Source organism: Pseudoxanthomonas gei (genome assembly GCF_010119615.1).
In the GTDB taxonomy this organism is placed as follows: Bacteria; Pseudomonadota; Gammaproteobacteria; order Xanthomonadales; family Xanthomonadaceae; genus Pseudoxanthomonas_A; species Pseudoxanthomonas_A gei.
The window spans coordinates 27,992-47,821 of sequence record NZ_QOVG01000006.1; the positions used below are offsets into that span (position 1 = coordinate 27,992).

Annotated in this window: 22 protein-coding genes; 10 read left to right on the forward strand and 12 right to left on the reverse strand. The window is 66.6% G+C overall.

The features are described from left to right. Positions 1-2: 2 nt before the first annotated feature. Positions 3-3,566, forward strand: coding sequence for a hybrid sensor histidine kinase/response regulator (locus DT603_RS09830; protein WP_162349711.1), 3,564 nt, complete (start codon positions 3-5; stop codon positions 3,564-3,566). Between the two features lie 157 nt (positions 3,567-3,723). Here DT603_RS09830 and DT603_RS09835 read toward each other — a convergent pair whose 3' ends face one another. The 5 genes from DT603_RS09835 to DT603_RS09855 form a co-directional block, all read right to left on the reverse strand. Beyond that, on the reverse strand, positions 3,724-4,317 hold the full coding sequence (locus DT603_RS09835; RefSeq protein ID WP_162349712.1) for a hypothetical protein: 594 nt from the start codon (positions 4,315-4,317) through the stop codon (positions 3,724-3,726). Positions 4,318-4,383: 66 nt separating this feature from the next. Continuing rightward, the gene (hemE, locus tag DT603_RS09840) at positions 4,384-5,445 is read right to left on the reverse strand and encodes a uroporphyrinogen decarboxylase (protein WP_162349713.1); all 1,062 of its coding nucleotides are present in this window, start codon (positions 5,443-5,445) and stop codon (positions 4,384-4,386) included. Positions 5,446-5,610: 165 nt separating this feature from the next. After that, positions 5,611-5,868 (reverse strand): WGR domain-containing protein, encoded by a 258-nt coding sequence (locus DT603_RS09845; protein WP_162349714.1) that lies wholly within the window; start codon positions 5,866-5,868, stop codon positions 5,611-5,613. A 9-nt stretch (positions 5,869-5,877) separates the two neighbouring features. Then, positions 5,878-6,984 carry a 3-dehydroquinate synthase gene (aroB, locus tag DT603_RS09850; protein WP_162349715.1) on the reverse strand — a complete coding sequence of 369 codons (1,107 nt, stop codon included), beginning with the start codon at positions 6,982-6,984 and terminating at the stop codon, positions 5,878-5,880. Further along, a complete protein-coding gene (locus DT603_RS09855) occupies positions 6,981-7,523 on the reverse strand; it encodes a shikimate kinase (protein ID WP_162349716.1) in 543 nt (180 codons plus the stop codon). Before DT603_RS09855 ends, aroB begins: the two co-directional genes overlap by 4 nt. A 125-nt stretch (positions 7,524-7,648) precedes the next feature. Between DT603_RS09855 and DT603_RS09860 the strand changes: the two genes are divergently transcribed. After that, on the forward strand, positions 7,649-7,852 hold the full coding sequence (locus DT603_RS09860) for a dodecin family protein (RefSeq protein WP_162349717.1): 204 nt from the start codon (positions 7,649-7,651) through the stop codon (positions 7,850-7,852). 2 nt (positions 7,853-7,854) lie between these two features. Here the strand turns inward: DT603_RS09860 and DT603_RS09865 are convergent, their stop codons facing one another. Further along, positions 7,855-8,673: a kinase gene (locus DT603_RS09865; protein WP_162349718.1), complete on the reverse strand. Its 819-nt coding sequence runs from the start codon at positions 8,671-8,673 to the stop codon at positions 7,855-7,857. Between the two features lie 125 nt (positions 8,674-8,798). Here DT603_RS09865 and pdxH point away from each other — a divergent pair, with 125 nt between their 5' ends. Both pdxH and DT603_RS09875 read left to right on the forward strand, forming a co-directional pair. Next, positions 8,799-9,401, forward strand: a complete 603-nt coding sequence (gene pdxH, locus DT603_RS09870) for a pyridoxamine 5'-phosphate oxidase (RefSeq protein ID WP_162349719.1) — start codon at positions 8,799-8,801, stop codon at positions 9,399-9,401. A 25-nt stretch (positions 9,402-9,426) separates the two neighbouring features. After that, complete coding sequence (locus tag DT603_RS09875; RefSeq protein ID WP_343037745.1) at positions 9,427-10,230, forward strand: cobalamin-binding protein; 804 nt, start codon at positions 9,427-9,429, stop codon at positions 10,228-10,230. Positions 10,231-10,358: 128 nt separating this feature from the next. On the opposite strand, the gene DT603_RS09880 is transcribed toward DT603_RS09875, so the two are convergent. From DT603_RS09880 to DT603_RS09890, 3 genes are all read right to left on the reverse strand, one after another. Beyond that, positions 10,359-10,823 (reverse strand): DUF4426 domain-containing protein, encoded by a 465-nt coding sequence (locus tag DT603_RS09880; protein WP_162349721.1) that lies wholly within the window; start codon positions 10,821-10,823, stop codon positions 10,359-10,361. Between the two features lie 22 nt (positions 10,824-10,845). Then, the gene (proC, locus tag DT603_RS09885; RefSeq protein ID WP_162349722.1) at positions 10,846-11,697 is read right to left on the reverse strand and encodes a pyrroline-5-carboxylate reductase; all 852 of its coding nucleotides are present in this window, start codon (positions 11,695-11,697) and stop codon (positions 10,846-10,848) included. A 64-nt stretch (positions 11,698-11,761) separates the two neighbouring features. Continuing rightward, complete coding sequence (locus DT603_RS09890) at positions 11,762-12,436, reverse strand: YggS family pyridoxal phosphate-dependent enzyme (protein WP_162349723.1); 675 nt, start codon at positions 12,434-12,436, stop codon at positions 11,762-11,764. Between the two features lie 95 nt (positions 12,437-12,531). Between DT603_RS09890 and DT603_RS09895 the strand changes: the two genes are divergently transcribed. The 3 genes from DT603_RS09895 to DT603_RS09905 all read left to right on the forward strand — a co-directional run bounded on the left by DT603_RS09895 (position 12,532) and on the right by DT603_RS09905 (position 15,742). Then, positions 12,532-13,569, forward strand: a complete 1,038-nt coding sequence (locus DT603_RS09895; protein WP_162349724.1) for a type IV pilus twitching motility protein PilT — start codon at positions 12,532-12,534, stop codon at positions 13,567-13,569. Between the two features lie 101 nt (positions 13,570-13,670). Continuing rightward, on the forward strand, positions 13,671-14,801 hold the full coding sequence (locus DT603_RS09900) for a PilT/PilU family type 4a pilus ATPase (protein ID WP_162349725.1): 1,131 nt from the start codon (positions 13,671-13,673) through the stop codon (positions 14,799-14,801). A 65-nt stretch (positions 14,802-14,866) separates the two neighbouring features. After that, the gene (locus tag DT603_RS09905) at positions 14,867-15,742 is read left to right on the forward strand and encodes an NAD-dependent protein deacetylase (RefSeq protein WP_162349726.1); all 876 of its coding nucleotides are present in this window, start codon (positions 14,867-14,869) and stop codon (positions 15,740-15,742) included. Positions 15,743-15,901: 159 nt separating this feature from the next. On the opposite strand, the gene DT603_RS09910 is transcribed toward DT603_RS09905, so the two are convergent. Then, positions 15,902-16,438, reverse strand: a complete 537-nt coding sequence (locus DT603_RS09910) for a DNA-3-methyladenine glycosylase I (RefSeq protein ID WP_162349727.1) — start codon at positions 16,436-16,438, stop codon at positions 15,902-15,904. Positions 16,439-16,475: 37 nt separating this feature from the next. Between DT603_RS09910 and DT603_RS09915 the strand changes: the two genes are divergently transcribed. The 3 genes from DT603_RS09915 to DT603_RS09925 all read left to right on the forward strand — a co-directional run bounded on the left by DT603_RS09915 (position 16,476) and on the right by DT603_RS09925 (position 18,593). Further along, positions 16,476-17,042: a YqgE/AlgH family protein gene (locus DT603_RS09915; protein WP_162349728.1), complete on the forward strand. Its 567-nt coding sequence runs from the start codon at positions 16,476-16,478 to the stop codon at positions 17,040-17,042. Positions 17,043-17,052: 10 nt separating this feature from the next. Continuing rightward, on the forward strand, positions 17,053-17,502 hold the full coding sequence (gene ruvX, locus DT603_RS09920) for a Holliday junction resolvase RuvX (RefSeq protein ID WP_162349729.1): 450 nt from the start codon (positions 17,053-17,055) through the stop codon (positions 17,500-17,502). A 146-nt stretch (positions 17,503-17,648) separates the two neighbouring features. After that, positions 17,649-18,593, forward strand: a complete 945-nt coding sequence (locus DT603_RS09925) for an aspartate carbamoyltransferase catalytic subunit (RefSeq protein WP_162349730.1) — start codon at positions 17,649-17,651, stop codon at positions 18,591-18,593. 106 nt (positions 18,594-18,699) lie between these two features. Here the strand turns inward: DT603_RS09925 and DT603_RS09930 are convergent, their stop codons facing one another. Together DT603_RS09930 and DT603_RS09935 are read right to left on the reverse strand one after the other, a co-directional pair. Beyond that, entirely contained in the window at positions 18,700-18,978 is a 279-nt protein-coding gene (locus DT603_RS09930; RefSeq protein WP_162349731.1) for a hypothetical protein, read from the reverse strand. A gap of 13 nt (positions 18,979-18,991) precedes the next feature. Further along, entirely contained in the window at positions 18,992-19,792 is an 801-nt protein-coding gene (locus DT603_RS09935) for a carboxylesterase family protein (protein ID WP_162349732.1), read from the reverse strand. Positions 19,793-19,830: the final 38 nt, after the last annotated feature.

Here is a 19,830-nt window from a genome sequence, read left to right on the forward strand (position 1 = left end):
GCATGGAGCAGGTCAGGGAACAGGGTGCGTGGCGGCCATGGGCGTGCCTGTTGTGGGCATGCCTGCTGTGGCCGGCCGGGGTGCAATCGGCGGTACCTGAAACTCCGCGGTTCCGCGTGCTGGGCGCGGCGGATGGGCTTCCCTCCACGACCATCGCCGCACTGGTGCGCGACCGTGCCGGCTATCTCTGGATTGCCACGCATGACGGCCTTGCGCGCTACGACGGGGTGGGTTTCCGCATATGGCGGCACGAACCCGACGACCCCTCCTCGTTGCCTGGCAACATCGTGCAGGCGCTGCACATCGATGCGCAGGATCGCATCTGGGTAGCCACCGAGAATGGCGGCCTGAGCGTGATGGGAGTGGGCCGCAAGGGCTTCCGCCACTATCGCAAGGCCGAAAGCCGGGGCATGGCCAGCGATGACGTGTTCGCCATTGCCAGCCGCGGTGACACCCTGTGGTTCGGCAGCTTCGGTGGCGGCCTGTGCGCCATGTCGCCGGACGGCCGCATTGCCCACTTCGGCGCCCGGGCTGGGGACGCGGCCAGCCTCCCTTCCGATGACGTGCTGTCGCTGGCCGTGGATGCCAAGGGAGATCTGTGGGTCGGCACCATGGCAGGCCTGGCGCGCTTCGACGGCGTTGCCATGCACCGGGTTCCACTTCCGGGTGAAGTCCCGGCGCCGATGATCTATTCGATCACTTCCGACGGCGACCAGCTCTGGGTCGGCGCCTCGGTAGGCGTTTTCCGCCGCGACGCTGGGGGCAAGTGGCTCGCGCCGGGCTGGTCGGCGATGTTCGCGCGACCCAACGCGGTGATGGCGCTGGTCGGAAGCGGGGACGGGAAGTACTGGCTGGGGGGCCAGGGTGGACTCTGGCGGACCACCGCGAAAGGCGCGCCCGCGCCGGTGCCGTTCGATATGCAAAGCCACGGCGGCGCAATGCGCATCCTGCAGGCGCTGCTGCGCCAGCCGGATGGCGGCCTGTGGGCGCCGGTGCCCTCGCGCGGCCTCGGTTATCTGCGATCGGACTGGCGTCGCATCGCCACGCTGTCGCCGGCGGAAGGCCTGAGTGCCGGGCTGCATCGGGGCCTGGCGGAAGCGCGGGACGGAGGGGTCTGGCTGACCAGCAACAAGGGCGTGATCGAGTACGTGGACATGGCCAGCGGTGCGGTCAGGCGCTTGCCCTGGCACGCCGAAGCGTTGAAGAACGAACGCATGACCTCCGTGCTGGAGGACCGGCATGGACGCCTGTGGGTCGGATCAGGCGAAAAACTGACGCGTATCGACCTGGCCAGCCATGCCTTGAGGCAATGGTCGGATGAGTCCGCGGTGGACCCGTTGCCGCGCAGCGGCCCGGTCGACTGGCTGCTGGAGGCACCCAATGGCGATGTGTGGCTGTCCGTGCTGGGCGCGGGGCTGCAACGCCGGGATGGCGAAAGCGGCAAGGTGTTGGATGACCTGGCCGAATCATCGGGCCTTACCGCGCTGGATACCGAAGTCATCCGCTTCGGTCCCGATGGCGCGCTGTGGCTGGCTGGGGCGCAAGGACTGCTGCGCTGGAACCCGCCACTGCGTCGGTTCGTGGCCGCCGCGGGCATCGGTGGCGAGCGAGTGTTCTCGTTCGCCTTCCAGGACGACAACCGCCTCTGGCTGCACCGCCTCTCCGGCCTGGAGTTGTGGCATCGCCAGGGCGCCGGTTGGCGAAGGGAGAAGCGGCTGGCGGTGGCGCAGGGCGTGCCGGCGGTGGAATCAACCGGGTTGGCGCTGGACGGACTGGGGCGTCCCTGGCTGGCGACACGGCGCGGCCTGCTGCGGGTCGACCCGGAATCGGAAAGTGTGCGCGGTTTCGGCGTGCGCGACGGGCTGTTGAGCCAGGAGTTCTCGGACCGCGCACTGCTTATCACTGCCGGCGGCGTGCTGGCCGGAACCGCAGCAGACGGCACGCTCATGCTGCTCGACACCTCGTTGCCCGACCCGGCGCCGGTCACTCCCAACCTGGTCCTGGACAGCATCCAGGTAGGGCGCGGCGACCAGGTCGTCCTGCTTCCCGTGACAGGTGATTTCGTGTTGCAGCCTGACGACCACGAACTGCAGGTCAGTGCGCGACTGCTGTCGTTCGAGGATCCGCTGGCCAATCGCTACCGCTCGCGCCTGCAGGGGTTCGACAAGGACTGGGTTAGCCAGGGCGCCAGCGGCGAACGGGTGTTCTCCGCGTTACCTGCGGGGCGCTACACATTGCAGTTGCAGGCTTTCGACGCGGCCGGCAACACCTCGGCCCAGCGCGAACTGCGTTTCCGCGTATTGCCGCCGTGGTGGAGCAGCGCGTGGGGCATCGTCCTGTTCGCCGTGCTGGGCCTGCTGCTGCTCGGCATGCTGGGCGCCCTGTACCGGCGGCGCTTGCGGCTGCGCAGCGCGTGGCAACTTCGCGAGCACAAGCAGGCGCTGGCCGAACAGGCGTCGCTGGCCAAGACTCGTTTCCTGGCCACCCTGGGCCACGAAGTGCGCACGCCCATGACCGGCGTGCTGGGGATGAGCGAGCTGCTGCTGGGCACGCCGCTGGACGAGCGCCAGAAGGGCTACACCCACGCCATCCAGAATGCGGGCTCGCACCTGCTGCGGCTGGTCAACGATGCGCTGGACATCGCGCGCATCGAGGCGGGCAAGCTGGAACTGCAACAGGAGGATTTCGACCTGCGGGCACTGGTCGACGAAGTGGTCGGCATGACCGCGCCCATGGCCGAGCGCCGCGGCCTCGCTTTCGCCGACGAGATCGCCGCAGGAACACCAGCCGCGCTGCAGGGCGACCCGGTGCGGGTGCGCCAGATCCTGCTCAACCTGCTGGGCAATGCGATCAAGTTCACCGACGCCGGCGGAGTGACCCTGCATGTGTCGGCGGCTGAGCCCCAGGGCGTGCGCCTGGAAATCGCCGACACCGGGCCGGGTCTCAACGAGGAACAGCAGGCGCGTCTTTTCCAGCGGTTCGAGCAGGCCGAAGGCGCGCGCACTGCCGCGCGCTATGGCGGCAGCGGCCTGGGCCTGGCGATCTGCCAGGAGTTGGCGCTGGCCATGGGCGGACGCATCCGCGTCCACAGCACGCCTGGAGTGGGTACGCGCTTCATCGTCGAGCTGCCGCTGCCCGCAGCCACGCTTGCCACCGGTCTCGCGCCACGCACCTCGACGCAGCCCGAAAGTCCGCTGTGCATCCTGCTGGTGGAGGACGATGCCACCGTCGCCGAGGTGATAACGGGCTTGCTGCATGCGCGCGGGCACCAGGTCACGCATGCGGCGCACGGCCTGGTGGCATTGACCGAAACGGCAAGGCGCCGGTTCGACGTGGCCCTGCTGGACCTGGACCTGCCCGGGCTGGATGGCCTGGCCCTCGCGCGCCAATTGCGCACCCAGGCTTTCACCGCGCCGCTCATCGCGGTGACGGCGCGCGCCGATGCGGAAGCCGAAATCCTGGCCTACGCGGCGGGCTTCGATGGCTTCCTGCGCAAGCCGGTGACCGGGGACATGCTGGTCGAAGCCATCGTGGCGGTGTGTTCCGGTGCCGTGGAGCCGAGCTAGCCCGGCTGCTTGCCTGGAGGCAGGTGGAAATTTGTCCGCGCAAGCCGGCGCACGGTCGCAAAGAACCGTGCCTGCCTAGTCGCTTCGGCTGCCAGCGCGGGGACCCTGATAGTTCGTCTGGCCAGGACGGCCCGGCAAGCGCGCGCTGCGAACCGCGTCAGTCAGCCCAGGCTTCGGCGTAGACGGTGCGCTGCGGCTCATCCTGCGACGGATGCATCCAGATGCCTCCCACTTCGCTGGTCTGCAGGTACACGCCCTCGGGAGTTTCCAGCAGGTTGCAGTCGCTTGTGACCAGCGCGCCGCTGCTTTCGGACTGCGCGCGGCAACGTGATTCGACGAACGTCTTGATCGCATCGCGGATTTCGGTGAAAGGCCGGTCAAGCAGGTACTGATGGTCCCCCCACAGTTCCGAATCCATCAGTCGTACTTCTGCCACCGGTACCCCGGCGAACTGCACCTGCCCCGGCTTGAGGAAGCCGGTGACCACGGTGGCAGCCATGTTGGCGCCGTCTTCGTGCTCACCCAGGTCCTCGCAGTCCAGGTGGATGCGCTCGACGGCCTGTTTCCACAGCGGATCAAGTTCATCGATGCGCTTGCTGCGGATGCGGTCGCAGGACAGCATGCCCGACTCGCCGTTGGCGTCCGTTTCCCGCGAGATCACCACCAGCTCGGGGAAATCATTCCCGGACAACTGCAACACCGGGGGCGCGGGCTGGGCTGCCAATGCAGTGGCCGCCAGGCAGGTGGACACTGCCAGGCAACAAGCGGCAAGTCGGCGGTGAACGAGGCGGTGCATGCGTGCTTCCCTTGCGCCCACTCAGTTGCGCGCGGACAGCTCGTGGACCGCGTCGACCAGCACGCCGACGTGTTCCGGATCCATGTCGGGCGACATGCCGTGGCCCAGGTTGAACACATGGCCCGAGCCACGACCGTAACTTTCCAACACGTTGGCGACCTGGGTGCGGATCGCTTCCGGCGAGCCATACAACACGGCAGGGTCCAGGTTGCCCTGCAGGGCAACCTTGCCACCGGTCAGGCGACGCGCTTCGGACAGTTCCACCAGCCAGTCCACGCCCAGCGCGTCGGTACCGCTGTCGGCCAGCGCCTCAAGGTGCGCGGCGTTGCCCTTGCCGAACAGGATCAGCGGGGTGAACTCCTCGTTCTTGCCGCGATCCAGTTCACGCGCGATGCGGACCAGGTAGGGCAGGGAGAATTCGCGGTACATCGCCGGGCTGAGCACGCCGCCCCAGGTGTCGAACACCTGCAGCGCCTGCGCACCCGCCGCGCGTTGCGCTGCCAGGTAGGCGATCACCGCGTCGGTATTGAGCGAGAGCAGGCGGTGCAGGGTGGCCGGATCGTTCAACGCCATCGCCTTGATGCGCGCGAAATCCTTGCTGCCTCCACCTTCGACCATGTAACAGGCCAGGGTCCACGGGCTGCCGGAGAAACCGATCAGCGGCACCTTGCCATCCAGTTCGCGGCGGATCACGCGGACCGCATCCATGACGTAGCGCAGGTCGGTTTCCATGTCCGGCACGCCCAGCTTGTCCAGGTCGGCTGCACTGCGCACGGTGTTGCGGAACTTGGGGCCTTCGCCATCGACGAAATACAGCTCCAGGCCCATCGCGTCGGGGATGGTGAGGATGTCGGAAAACAGGATCGCCGCGTCCAGGTCGAAACGCGCCAGCGGCTGCAGGGTGACTTCGCAGGCCAGGTCCGGGTTCTTGGCCATGGCCAGGAAGCTGCCGGCCCGGGCGCGGGTCGCGCGATATTCCGGCAGGTAACGTCCGGCCTGGCGCATCAGCCACACCGGTGTGCAATCCACGGGTTGGCGCTTGAGTGCGCGCAGCAGGCGGTCGTTGCGAAGGGGAGTGGACAAGGGCGTTCCTCTGGATGGTCAAGTCAGCGGCTGCGCCGCCTGTGAAGGGTCAAGGGTGGAGGGTCAAGGGTGAAATACGGGTCGGGGCCGGTTCCGCCCTGACGGGCAGTTGCCACGCCGCCGACTTCACCTGTTGCAGCGTGCGCGGCACGCCAATCTACCGACTCACGGCCTGGGCGCCTCGGCGCCGCGTGCGAAGGTGACCAGGTAGCCGCGCTTGACGTGGCCGTCGCGTGCCTTTTCGAAGGCGGCGGTGGCTTCGTCCTGCAACAGGTACTGCTCGCGCTTGAGTTGCGCGCGGCCGCCGATCTGGCCGCTTTCGCGCAGCAGCTCCCAGCCACCGAACAGGTCAGGCTGCAGGGTCAGCTGCACGTAGCGGGGCGATTCGCCCGCGGCCGGGCGTTGCTGGAGGAAAAGGCGCATGCCGCCATTTTAGCCGGACAGCACCGCAAGCACGGCACTTTCATCCACGTCCGGCACCACTTCGGCCCGGCCGATGCCCCGCCACAGCACCAGTCGCAGGCGTCCGGCGAGGTTTTTCTTGTCCAGGCGCATGCGTGCCAGCAGGGCCGCCGGCGTCAGACCGGAAGGGAGGGTGGTGGGCAAGCCATAAGCCCCTAGCAGGCTTGCAAGGCGGTCCGCGTCGGCCGCTTCGGCTATGCCAAGCCCTGCCGACAGCCGCGCCGCCAGCACCATGCCGACCGCCACCGCCTCGCCATGGTTGAGATTGGCGTTGTGCGGGCTGCCATAACCCTGTTCGGTCTCGATGGCATGGCCGAAGGTGTGGCCCAGGTTGAGCAGGGCGCGTTCGCCACGTTCCAGCGGGTCGCGTTCGACGATGGCGGCCTTGTGTTCGCAGCTGCTGGCGATTGCCTGCGCCAGCGCAGCCTCGTCGCCCGCCAGCAGGCGCTCGCGTTCCGCCTCCAGCCAGTGGAACAGCCCCGGGTCGCCAAGGGCCCCGTACTTGATCACCTCGGCCAGGCCCGCGCGCAATTCGCGCGCGGGCAGCGTGCGCAGGGTGGAGGTATCGGCGAACACCGCGCGCGGCGGATGGAAGGCGCCGACCAGGTTCTTGCCCTGCGCGATGTCCACCGCGGTCTTGCCGCCGACCGAAGAGTCCACCATCGACAGCAGGGTGGTCGGCAGCTGCACGCAATCCACCCCGCGCATCCAGCAGGCCGCCGCGAAGCCGGCCAGGTCGCCGACCACGCCGCCACCCAGTGCGAATATGCAGGCATCGCGGGTTGCGCCCAGCGTCGCCATTGCCTCGATCGCGGCGCCGAAATTCGCCAGGGTCTTGGACGACTCGCCCGCCGGCAGCACGAAGGTGCCGACCAGCAGGTCGGGCCGCGCGGCATGCAGGGCTTCGCGCACGGTCGCCACGTACAGCGGCGCGACGGTGGAATCGCTGACCAGCAACACGTGGCGCCCGCGCACGTGGCCGGCCAGCGCTGCACCGTCGGCCAGCAGACCCGGGCCGATGGCGATGCGGTAGGGAACGCCGCCGCCCACTTCGACGATGCGCGGTGCTGCCGTCATGCTGCCTGCTCGCTGCGTTGCCACTGCGCTGCAAGCAGTTGGGCCAGGGCGGTCGTCGCTGCGCCAGGTGACATCGCGTCGGTATCCAGCATCAGGTCCGCCACTTCCAGGTAGAAAGGTTCGCGCGTCGCGGCCAGGTCGTGCAGCACCTGTTCCCGGTCGCCACGCTGCAGCAGAGGCCGGCTGCGGTCGCGCCCCAGTCGCTTGAGTTGCGCGTCCACTCCCACCCGCAGGTAGACCACGAATCCTCGCCGCTGCATCGCCAGCCGGTTGTCGCGATCCAGCACCGCGCCGCCACCCGTGGAAACGAGCTTGCCGGTTTCAGCCAGCACCTGGCCCAGGGCCGCTTTTTCACGCTCGCGGAAGCCGGCCTCGCCGACATGCTCGAAGATGGTGTTGATGGTGGCGCCGCAGCGTTCCACCACCACCTGGTCCACGTCGGTGAACTCAAGACCGAAGCGTTCCGCCAGGCGCCTGCCGATGCTGGTCTTGCCGGCTCCCATGGGGCCGACGAGGATGAGGTTGGGAGCGGGATTCATGATGCAGCGATGCTATCACCGGCTATGCGGCCATCGGCAAGGATGCCGGCCTCCTAGCGATCAATTAACGCCGGCAGGGCTATGGTCAGGGATCCGGCGCGCCGCGCCATCGCAAGGAGACTGCCATGTCCATCGCCAAGATCATTGAAGTCAATGCCTCGTCCAGCACCAGCATGGAAGATGCAGTCAAGAATGGCCTGAAGAAGACTTCGGAGACCGTCAAGGGCATCAAGGGCGCCTGGGTCAACGAAATCAAGGTGGTGACCGACGACAATGGCAACGTCACCGAGTGGCGCGTCAACCTGCGCATCACCTTCGTGGTCCAGTAAGCCTAACGTGCGGAATTGCGCTGCCGGTCCAGCGGCACGGTGCGGTCGGCAATTGCCGGCAGGGTCCGCAAGGCCTGCCGGCTGACCCGTTCGAAGAATTGCACGAAGCGCTCTACTTCGCTCCGCGACATGCCCTTGCGCATGGGATCGGCGGCCTGCAGCGCCTGTTCCTGCTGCCATCGCCATTCCGGTATGACTTCAAAGCCGGGGCCCTGCAGGAACCAGAGCGCATCGATGGATTCCCACAAGGGCGGGTAGTCCCGCGCCAGCGCTGTGTTGCAGTACTGGCGCCAGCGGCCGTCGGCGTCGTCCAGCCGCTCAAGGTCATTGAGGGGGTCGCGCAATGCCTCTGCGTCCTCGGGCGGCGTCTGCAGGAACCAGCCTTCCAGGATCACCAGGTCGCATCGCCCTTCGATCAGCGGCCATTGCGCGCGCGGCGCCAGGTCGTCGGCAAGTTTTTCGAACCGCGGCAGCACCACGTCCGCGCCGTCGCGCAGGCGCGCCATGGTCGCCAATGCCAAGGGCAGGTCATGGGTGCCCGGCGGGCCACGCGTGGCCAGCAGCGGGTGCACCTCGCGCGCCAGTTGTAGGCGGCGGTCGCGACCGAGATAGAAGTCATCCAGCGATACCACGGCGACCCGCAGGCCCCGGCAAAGGCCCAACGCAGCGACCTGCGCGGCGAGGGTCGACTTGCCGCTGCCCTGCAGTCCGGCGATGCCCATGACGGGTGTGCGTTCGCCTGCTGCCAGGGCCGCGTCAAGGGCGCCGGCAACCAGCGTCCCATCGAATCCTTGCGGCAGAGCGTGCGCGGGCTCGGTCATGGGGCGACAATAGCGCGAGCCCGGCTGCCTGGCAGCGGTGATGCCGGCACAGCTGTCGTTGCGTCCGCGCGGACGACGCGTCGCAGTGAGTCCCGACCGCCCCCGCTTACCCGAGAACATGCCCGATGACCCCTTTGTACGCCGAAGCCATTGCCACGTTCGCCAGTCTGTTCGAAGAAGCCAGGGCCAGCAGCGGCGAACTGGAGCCCAATGCGATGACCGTGGCCACCGCGACGGCGGAAGGCGTGCCGTCGGCGCGCATCGTCCTGCTGAAGTCGTTCGATGCGGACGGGTTCGTGTTCTACACGCACCTGCACAGCCGCAAAGGCAATGAGCTGGAAGCAAACCCCCGCGCGGCGCTGCTGTTCCTGTGGCGGAGCCTGCGCGTTGCCGGCATCCAGGTGCGGATCGAGGGCAAGGTGGACGTCGTTGCAGATGCCGACGCCGACGCCTACTTCGCATCGCGTCCTCGCCTGAGCCAGGTGGGTGCGTGGGCCTCCGCGCAATCGGAGACACTGCAGTCGCGCGAGCAGTTCGAGGCGCGCATCGCCAGCGTGGAAGCCGAGTTCGAAGGTCGCGACATCCCGCGTCCGCAAGGCTGGAGCGGTTACCGGGTCGTACCCGAAGCCATCGAGTTCTGGTACGGCGCGGAGTTCCGCCTGCACGAACGCTGGCGCTACGAGCGCGATGCCGGCGGCGCGTGGGCGAAGCGGATGCTCTATCCGTGAATGCAGCCCAATGGGGCACGGCGGCGTGAGCGGCCCGCAACGGATTGTCTGCCTGACCGAGGAACCGACCGAGGTCCTGTACGCGCTGGGCGAACAGCACCGCATCGTCGGCATCAGCGGATTCACCGTGCGCCCGTCGATCGCGCGCAGGGAGAAGCCCAAGGTCAGTGCGTTCACCAGTGCCAAGATCGGCGAGATCCTGAAGCTGCAGCCGGACTTCGTGGTTGGCTTTTCCGATATCCAGGCCGACATCGCCGCCGAGCTGATCCGGCAGGGCGTGGAAGTTTGGATCTCCAACCATCGCAGCGTCGATGGAATCCTGGATTACATCCGCCGGCTTGGCGCGCTGGTCGGCGCAGGCGAAAAGGCCAACGTCTATGCGGACGGGTTGCAGCGGGGCCTGCGTGAGATCGGGCAGGCCTCGGCACAATTGCCACGACGCCCGCGCGTGTATTTCGAGGAATGGGACGAGCCACCCATCAGCGGCATCCGCTGGGTCGCCGAGCTGGTGCGCATTGCCGGTGGCGATGATGTGTTCCCTGAGCTGGCTGCCGAATCCCTGGCAAAACACCGCATCCTGGCCGACGCCAATGAAGTCGTAAGGCGTGCGCCGGACATCATCCTGGGCTCGTGGTGCGGCAAGAAATTCCGGCCTGACAAGGTTGCAGCACGTCCTGGCTGGGAAGTAATACCGGCCGTGCGCGACGGCGAGCTGCACGAGATCAAGTCACCGCTGATCCTGCAGCCGGGACCGGCAGCCTTGACCGATGGCGTGCGCGAGATGGCCCGCATCATCCAGGCCTGGTCGGCGAAGCAGGGCGACCGATAGGACGTGTTTCGCTTCCATCGGCTGGTCTACCGGTTCATTTCCAGCGCCGGGCTTGCCCGGCTGCTTTGATTCTCAGGCGATGGTCAGCCGTGCAAGTCCGGCTCTACCAAGGAGCGCGGCGCGCTTGCTCAGAAATTGCGCTGGAAAGTGACCTTCCCGCGTCGGTCGCCGGATTTAACTTCGATTTCAACGCGGTAGCTGTCACGTTCGGCAATACGAAACGTGCCGACATAGTCGGTGTAGTCGCCGGTGCGCACGGAAGTGAAGGAAATTGGCTGGCGCATGCCCTGCAGGTCCACCGCCACCGCTTGCACCGCACCCTCCGCAGCTGTTTCCTCGCCATTGGCAAGCTTGCGCAGGGCAACGGTGACCATGGCCGTGCCGGCACTGCGTTCGATCGGGACTTCGCGCGCCATCGCTTCGCTCAATGCAAGCGTGGGCATGGCGTTGAAATGCACGCGCAGGTCGCCAAAATCCTGGTAGGCCGGCGCAGGCGCGATGGCATCGGCGGCACGTGGCTTTTCTCCGGCCGTGCATGAGGCCAGCAGCAGTGCGACAGCCAAAAGGAAGGGTTTGCCGATTGTCCTGCTCATTTGCCGTGTCCCGTGTTCTGGTTCAGTCGTTCGCAGCGGACAGCGCCCGCCCACGTTCAGTGGCGGCCTTTATGGCCGTGGCCACCAGCTCTCCGAATTGGCCGGCCTGCAGCGCTTCGATCGCCGCCTGGGTAGTGCCATTGGGTGAGGTGACCCGCTGGCGCAGCGTGCCGGGGGATTCGTCGGATTCGGTCAGCATGCGCGCCGCGCCAAGCACGGTCTGCAGTACCAGGGTGCGCGCCGCCTGCCCGTCCAGTCCTTGCTGCCGCGCCGCCGCTTCCATCGCCTCGGCCAGCAGGAACACGTAGGCCGGTCCGCTGCCGGACACCGCAGTGACCGCATCCATGCTGGCCTCGTCCTCTATCCATATGGTCTTGCCGGCACTGGCAAGCAGGTCCTGCGCGCGCTGGCGGCCAGCCGCGTCCACCTCTCCCCTGGCGAACAGGCCGGTCATCCCCGCGCCCAGCAGGGCAGGCGTGTTGGGCATGGCGCGGATCACTGCGGCGTCACCGCCCAGCCAGCGCTGCAGCTGCACGGCGGTAATGCCCGCTGCGATGGAGACCACCAGGGCCCGCTGCGACTGCGCCAGATCCGCCAGGTCCTCGCAGACATTGCGCATGACCTGTGGTTTCACCGCCAGCAGCCACAGGTCGGCATCCGCGCAGGCATCCCGTGCATCGGCGAATACGGCTACGCCGAAATCACGGGCCAGGGATTGACGCACGGCCTCGACCGGCTCGGCCACGCGGATTTGCGTGGCGCTGCTGCCACGCGCGATCAGCGCGCCGATCAGGCTGCGGGCCATGTTGCCGCCGCCAACGAAGGCGATGGAGTGGGTAGTGGTGAGGGGGGAAAGGGTTGGAGCGGTACTCATCTCTATTCCTGTGGTCGCGAGCTGGCCGTGTAAAAAGTACTGGAAGACTCTTTTGGAGTCCCGGTCACGGCGCTCTCGGCCCGAACAGGGCGGTGCCGATGCGGACCATGGTCGCACCTTCGGCAATGGCGAGCGGAAAATCATCGCTCATTCCCATCGACAAGGTATCCACCGCCGGGTGGCGCGCGGCAAGTTGCTGGAACAGCGTCGCCATCTCCTGGAACGCGATGCGACGCAGCTCGATGTCGGCATGCGGCGTCGGGATTGCCATGAGCCCGCGCAGTGCAAGGCGCGGCTCACCCTCGATCGCCCGCGCCAGTGCCTCGACCTCGCCTGGGCGGCAACCATGCTTGCTGGCCTGGTCGTCGATGTTGACCTGGATCAGTATGTTGAGTGGCTGCCGCTGCGGTGGCCGGGAACGGGCGAGGGCCGTGACGAGCTTGAGGCGGTCGACGGTCTGCACCCAGTCGAATATCCCGGCGGCAATATCGGCCTTGTTCGACTGCAGGTGGCCGATCATGTGCCACTCCAGTCCCAGCGACTCCAGCGCACGGGTCTTGGCCTGCGCTTCCTGAACGTAATTTTCCCCGAAGGCATGCTGCCCCGCCGATGCCAGCGACGCGACCGCGGTCGCACTTTGCGTCTTGGAAACCGCCAGCAGCCGCGGTACTGGCCGATGGGCGGCTTGGGCCGCGTTTTTGAGGCTTTGCAGTGTCGCGTCTAGGCGCTGGGCGAGCATAATCCATCAACCGTTGGATATCGCGGCAAGGTGGGTATACTGCCCCTCGGGGATGTATCGTTCCACCAGTCGCAGCAATTTGGGGAAAGCAGCGTATGGATATCGCCGAACTTCTGGCGTTTTCGGTCAAGAACAAAGCGTCCGACCTGCACCTGTCGGCCGGCCTGCCGCCGATGATCCGGGTCGATGGCGACGTCCGTCGCATCAACATCCCGGCGCTCGACCACAAGCAGGTGCATGGCCTGGTCTACGACATCATGTCGGACAAGCAGCGCCGCGACTACGAGGAATTCCTCGAGGTCGATTTCTCCTTCGAAATTCCCAGCCTGGCGCGTTTCCGCGTCAACGCGTTCAACCAGAACCGTGGCGCCGGCGCGGTGTTCCGCACCATTCCCTCCGAAGTGCTGACGCTCGAGGACCTGGGCTGCCCGCCGCTGTTCAAGCAGCTGATCGAACAACCGCAGGGCCTGATCCTGGTCACCGGACCGACGGGCTCGGGCAAGTCGACCACGCTGGCGGCGATGATCGACCACATCAACAAGAACGAATACGGCCACATCCTCAGCGTCGAGGATCCGATCGAGTTCGTGCACACCTCGCAGAAGTGCCTGATCAACCAGCGCGAAGTGCATCGCGACACGCATGGCTTCAACGAGGCGCTGCGCTCGGCCCTGCGCGAAGACCCGGACATCATCCTGGTCGGCGAATTGCGCGACCTGGAAACCATCCGCCTGGCGCTGACCGCCGCGGAAACCGGACACCTGGTGTTCGCCACCCTTCACACCAGCTCGGCGGCCAAGACCATCGACCGCATCATCGACGTGTTCCCGGCCGGCGAAAAGCCGATGGTCCGTTCGATGCTGTCCGAATCGCTACGCGCGGTGATCTCGCAGGCGCTGCTGAAGAAGGTCGGCGGCGGGCGTACGGCGGCCTGGGAAATCATGGTCGGCACCCCGGCCATCCGCAACCTGATCCGAGAGGACAAGGTGGCGCAGATGTACTCGGCCATCCAGACCGGCCAGCAGAACGGCATGATGACGCTCGACCAGCATCTGCAGGACCTGGTGAAGCGTTCGCTGATCACGCGCCACCAGGCCAAGGAATACGCGCGCGACAAGCGGCTGTTCGAGTAGCCGTGAATAGTGAAGGGTGAGGGGCAAATAGTGGGGACGCACATCCTGGTTCTTGATTTTCCCGTTCACTGTTTACTGTTTTCCATTCCCGGAGCAATGCCATGAGCACCATCGATTTCACCTCGTTCCTCAAGTTGATGGCGCACCAGAAGGCGTCCGACCTCTTCATCACCTCGGGCATGCCGCCGTCGATCAAGGTGCACGGCAAGATCTCGCCGATCACCCAGACGCCGCTGACTTCTCAGCAGTCGCGCGACCTGGTCCTGAACGTGATGACCCCCGCCCAGCGCGAGGAATTCGAAAAGACCCACGAGTGCAACTTCGCCATCGGCGTGGCCGGCGTGGGCCGCTTCCGCGTCAGCTGCTTCTACCAGCGCAACCAGGTGGGCATGGTCCTGCGCCGCATCGAGGCGCGCATTCCGACCGTGGAAGAGTTGAACCTGCCGCCGATCATCAAGACCCTGGCGATGACCAAGCGCGGCATCATCATCTTCGTCGGCGCCACCGGCACCGGCAAATCGACCTCGCTGGCCGCGATGATCGGCTACCGCAACCAGAATTCCACCGGCCACATCATCACCATCGAAGACCCGATCGAATTCGTGCACAAGCACGAGGGCTGCATCATCACCCAGCGTGAGGTCGGCATCGATACCGACAGCTGGGATGCGGCACTGAAGAACACCCTGCGCCAGGCCCCCGACGTGATCATGATCGGCGAGGTGCGCACACGCGAAGGCATGGACCACGCCATCGCCTTCGCCGAAACCGGCCACCTGGTCTTGTGCACCCTGCACGCCAACAACGCCAACCAGGCCATGGACCGCGTCATCAACTTCTTCCCCGAAGACCGCCGCAACCAGTTGTTGATGGATCTTTCGCTCAACCTGAAGGGCGTGGTCGCCCAGCAGCTGATCCCCACGCCCGATGGCAAGGCACGGCGGGTGGCGATGGAGATCATGCTGGGCACGCCGCTGATCCAGGATTACATCCGCGAGGGCGAGATCCACAAGCTCAAGGAAGTGATGAAGGAATCCACCAACCTGGGCATGAAGACCTTCGACCAGAGCCTCTTCGAACTCTACCAGGCCGGCGAGATCAGCTACGAGGACGCCCTGCGTTACGCCGACTCGCAGAACGAAGTCCGCCTGCGCATCAAGCTTGCACAGGGTGGCGACGCGCGCACCCTGGCACAGGGACTGGATGGCGTGGAGATCGCGGAAGTCCGTTGATCCACGCGAGGGTCGTCAGATCGAAGGGGCAGGCAACTGCCCCTTTTTTCATGGAAAATCACGGCATGGGATTGTGCGCACCGGACCCTCATGAACCAGCGCGACGCCTGCGGGACTGGCTGTCGGACTTCGAGCGCGTATTCGTCCTCACCGGTGCCGGCTGCAGCACCGGTTCCGGCATCCCGGACTATCGCGACACGCTGGGCGAATGGAAACGCGCGCCGCCGGTCAATTTCCGTGAATTCGTCGATGACCCCCTGGTGCACGCGCGCTATTGGGCGCGGAGTTTCATCGGCTGGCCGCTGGTCTCGGGCGCGCAGCCCAACGGCGCCCACCTGGCCCTGGCACGGTGGGAGCGGTCCGGCAGGCTGTCGCAATTGCTCACCCAGAATGTCGATGGGCTGCACGAGCGCGCCGGCAGCCACGCCACCATCGACCTGCACGGGCGGATCGACCAGGTGGTGTGCCTGCACTGCGCGGCCCGATATCCGCGCGCGCATATTCAGTCGTGGCTGGGTCGCGACAACCCGGACTGGGCCAGCCTGGTCGCGGCCGCCGCGCCTGACGGCGACGCCGACCTGGCAGGTCGCGATTTCAGCGCTTTCCGCGCGCCGCGCTGCGTGGCATGTGACGGCATGCTGAAGCCGGACGTGGTGTTCTTCGGGGAAAACGTCCCGCGTGCCCGCTATGAGGTCGCGCAGGCCGCACTGCTCCGCGCGCAGGCGTTGCTGGTGGTCGGCTCGTCATTGATGGTTTATTCCGGCTTCCGCTTTGCGCGCACGGCGTACGAGGCGGGCCAGCCGATCGCCATCCTCAACCACGGCCGCACGCGAGCCGATGACCTGGCCAGCTTCAAGCTGGAGGCGGACTGCACCACGATCCTGCCGCTGGCGCTGGATGACATCGACAGCCCCGGGGGTTGTACGTACGGAGTTCCGTAGGGCGGACCTTGGCCCGCCGGCTGCCTGCTGCGCTGGTGATCGCATCTGCAAACTGGATGAAGAAAAGAGCCTGCTATTGGGCTGGAAACGGGTAGAAGCGGGGGCGTCGCCGATTGCTGGTGACAGGTGATGGCTGGCGATGGCGGGCCGGGGCCCGCCCTATGTCCGCATCCAGGCGGGCTTCTGCTTGGCGGCGCGCTTGAACGCCGGGCAATCCTGGCGATGTGCGCCAGGCAGGTAGCCCAGGCTCATCAGGAATTCGCCGGTGATCTCGCCGCCTGTGAAGCGGAAAGTTTTCTTGAACAACTTCACCCATTCGGCCTTTGACAGCGGGTGGTGGGCCTCCAGCCAGGCCAGGAAACCGCCGTGGGACTGCCTGAGGTCGCGGATGACCTGGGCATTGTGGATGGCGGCCTCCACCTTAAGGCGGTTGCGGACGATGCCTGCGTCGGCCAGCAGGCGCGCGCGTTCCTTTTCCCCATAACGGGCGACCTTGTCCACGTCGAAGCCGCTGTAGGCCTGGCGAAATCCGTCCCGTTTCCTGAGGATGGTTTCCCAGCTCAGGCCGGCCTGGTTGATCTCCAGGACCAGGCGCTCGAACAGCTCGGCTTCGCCGCTCTGCGGGAATCCGTATTCGCTGTCGTGGTAGGGCCCGTGGACGGGATGCCCAGGGGCGGAATCGCAATATCCGCTCATGCCGATAGGTTAGCGCAGCCGGGCTAGAATAGGCCCCATGCCAGGTTTGACCGCCAGTTTCACCAACCAGCTGCTGATCGCGCTGCCGGCGCTGGACGACCCCAATTTCTCGCGCAGCGTCGCGCTGATCTGCCAGCACGACGCCGATGGCGCAATGGGCGTGGTGGTCAATCGGGCCTCGGAATACACCCTGGGCGACGTGCTGTCGCAGATGAGCCTGGACGTGCACGATCCCGCATTGGCCAACTGCATCGTGCTCAATGGTGGGCCGGTGCATCCGGAGCGGGGTTTCGTGCTGCATGACGGCGAGCGCACCTGGGATTCCACCCTGGCCATCGGTGGCGGGCTTTCGCTGACCACCTCGCGTGACATCCTGGAGGCGATGTCCGAAGGGCAGGGTCCTGCCCAGGCGGTGCTGGCCCTGGGATGCGCCGGCTGGGGTGCCGGCCAGCTGGAGTACGAGCTGGGCGAGAACAGCTGGCTGACGGCGCCCGCCGATCCGGAACTGTTGTTCAAGCTGCCGCTCGAGCAGCGCTGGCAGGCAGCCGGCGGGCGCATCGGCATCGACATCACCCGCGTCACCGACTACAGCGGGCGCGCATGAAGGGCCGGACATGAAACTGGACGGCACCGTGCTGGGCTTCGATGTGGGTGCCAAGCGCATAGGCGTGGCGGTCGGCAGCGCGTTCGGCAGCGGTGCCCGGGCCCTGGCGGTGATCGACGTGCATGGCAACGGACCGGACTGGGCGGCGATCGACAAGCTGCGTGCGGAATGGCGACCCGACGGCCTGGTCGTGGGTGACCCGATGACCCTGGAAGGCGGTGACCAGCCGATCCGCCTGCGTGCCCATGCGTTCGCGCGCGAACTGCATGCGCGCTACAGCCTGCCGGTGGTGCTGGTGGACGAGCGCTCCAGTTCGGTCGAGGCTGCGCAGCGTTTCGCGCTGGATCGGGCCGAAGGACGCAAGCGCCGGCGCGATGCGGTCGCGCTGGATGCGGTCGCTGCCGCGGTGATCATCGAGCGCTGGTTGGCGGCTCCGCATGATGCCGTGCGGGTGGTTTGATCTCTGTCTCTTGATCGGGCGCAGCTGACTCCGCCGGGGAAGTTGAACCCATGCCCGCAGCCGCCTCCGGCAGCCGACCCGGCTACCAGGCAGCCGCTTCCCGATCCGGGGAGGCAACAAATTTTCATCACCACTGGAAATCGCGCATGACCCTGCAACTGGATTCCGACGGCCGCCTGCGCCACCTGCTGACCCTGGAAGGCCTGCCGAAGGAAACGCTGTGTCGCCTGCTTGATCGAGCGGGGCAGATCCGTGATGCCGCGTTGGGCCGGGCGCAGAAACGCAACTCGCTGTTGGGCACCACCGTCTGCACGCTGTTCTTCGAGCCGTCCACGCGTACCCGCAGTTCGTTCCACATCGCCGCCCAGCGCCTGGGCGCGGACGTGATCAACTTCGATGCGTCGACCTCGTCCTCGCGCAAGGGCGAGACCGCACTGGATACGCTGAAGAACCTGGAGGCCATGGGCGTGCGCGGATTCATCGTCCGCCACCCCGAGGACGGCGCCGCCGAAGCGCTGGCGCGCCAGGCAGGCGAGGACACCACCCTGATCAACGCCGGTGACGGGCGCAGTGCGCATCCCACCCAGGGCCTGCTGGATGCCCTGACCCTGCGCCAGGCCAAGGGTGCGGATTTTTCGAAACTGAAGGTGCTCATCGTCGGGGATGTGAAGCACTCCCGGGTGGCGCGCTCGGACCTGCATGCCCTGCGCACATTGGGGACCGGCGAGATCCGCGTGTGCGGCCCCGCGTCGCTGCTGCCTGCCGACGATACGCTCGCCGGCTGCACCACCGGCGCGGACTTGGATGCCATGCTCGAAGGCGTGGACGCGGTGATGATGCTGCGCCTGCAGCGCGAGCGCATGGAAGAGGGGCTGGTCGCTTCACTGGACGACTACCACGCGGACTACGGACTGACCGCGGCGCGCCTGCGCCGTGCGGCACCCGATGCGGTGGTGCTGCATCCCGGCCCGATCAACCGGGGTGTGGAAATCACAGATGAGGTGGCCGACGGCCCGCAGTCGCTGGTGCTGCGGCAGGTGAGCAATGGCGTGGCCATCCGAATGGCGGTGCTGGAATCCCTGCTGGCCTAGACCGCCCCGGGTGCCAGAGCGGGCAAGTCGCGAAGCTCGTGGCGGCCACACGTAAACCCCTTGCAACCTACGTTGCCACTACGGCGACCCTGCCGTGGTCAGCTGTTCAGTGATCGGCATTGCGATGCAACGCCAGGGCCTCTTCCACAAGCGCCAGTTGCTGCTGCGCCTCGGCGTTGCCGTCGGCGGCCGCCTGCTGCACCTGCTCCAGGCTGGGATGGGAGACGATCAACAGCGTGTTCTCACAGGCCGGACAGGCGTAGTCGGTCACTTCCTCGTGCAATTCCATCTGCATGTTCGCCGAACTGCCTTCCCAGCCACATGCGCATGCGATGCGGTCGATGCGCCAGCGCGGGGTGAAATAGTTGCGGATGATTTCTGCCATGGTAGGTGCTGCCTCAATCCTTCTGCTGCGCGAACAGCCATGCCCACATAGGCGCGTGCTGGTATGTCGCGTCCCATGAGTTGTGGCCGGCATCGGGGAATTCGGTGTACTGCACGTCGGCGCCGATAGCCTTTAGCGCGGCGAAGGTCCTGCGGTCATCGGCGGGTGGAACCACGTCATCCCGGGCGCCGTGGAAGATCCAGACCGGCACGTGCCTGAGCCGGCTCGCCAGGGCTGCGTGGGGGTCGGGACTTTTGGCTACCTCGGTGACGTACAAGGCACGCTCGTCGTTGGGCGCCAGCAGGGCGCCGCAGATGGGCACCAGCGCAGCAAAGCGATGGGGCGCCTTCAGGGCGGTTTCCCAGGTGCCGTAACCCCCCATCGACAGGCCGGTGAGATAGGTGCGTCGCGGATCACCGCCGAACTCACGGCTTGCCGCCTCGGTCGCGGCCAGTGCCATGTCGACATTGGCGCCCATCCATTCGCCGTCGCGCTCGACCTGCGGGAACACGACGATGGCCGGAAAGTCCTGCGCATGCGCGCGCACGTACGGGCCCAGCCCGGCCCGGGTCTGGCTGTCGCCATCGCTGCCGCGCTCGCCCGAACCGTGCAGGAACAGCACCACCGGTGTGGCCTGGTGCGGGTCGCGATGGGCGGGCACGAACACCTGGTAGGTGCGCGGCGCGCCCGCCACCAGGATCGTGCGTTTCACGAACCTTCCGGCTTCCTCGGCACGCATGGTGTTGCAGCCGGCCAGGGAGAAAACCGCCAGCAGGGCGAGCAGGAACGCAACACGGGATACCGGGAGTTTCATCGGACGTCGACCTCGGGCCGGACAGGCGCGGCAGGCGG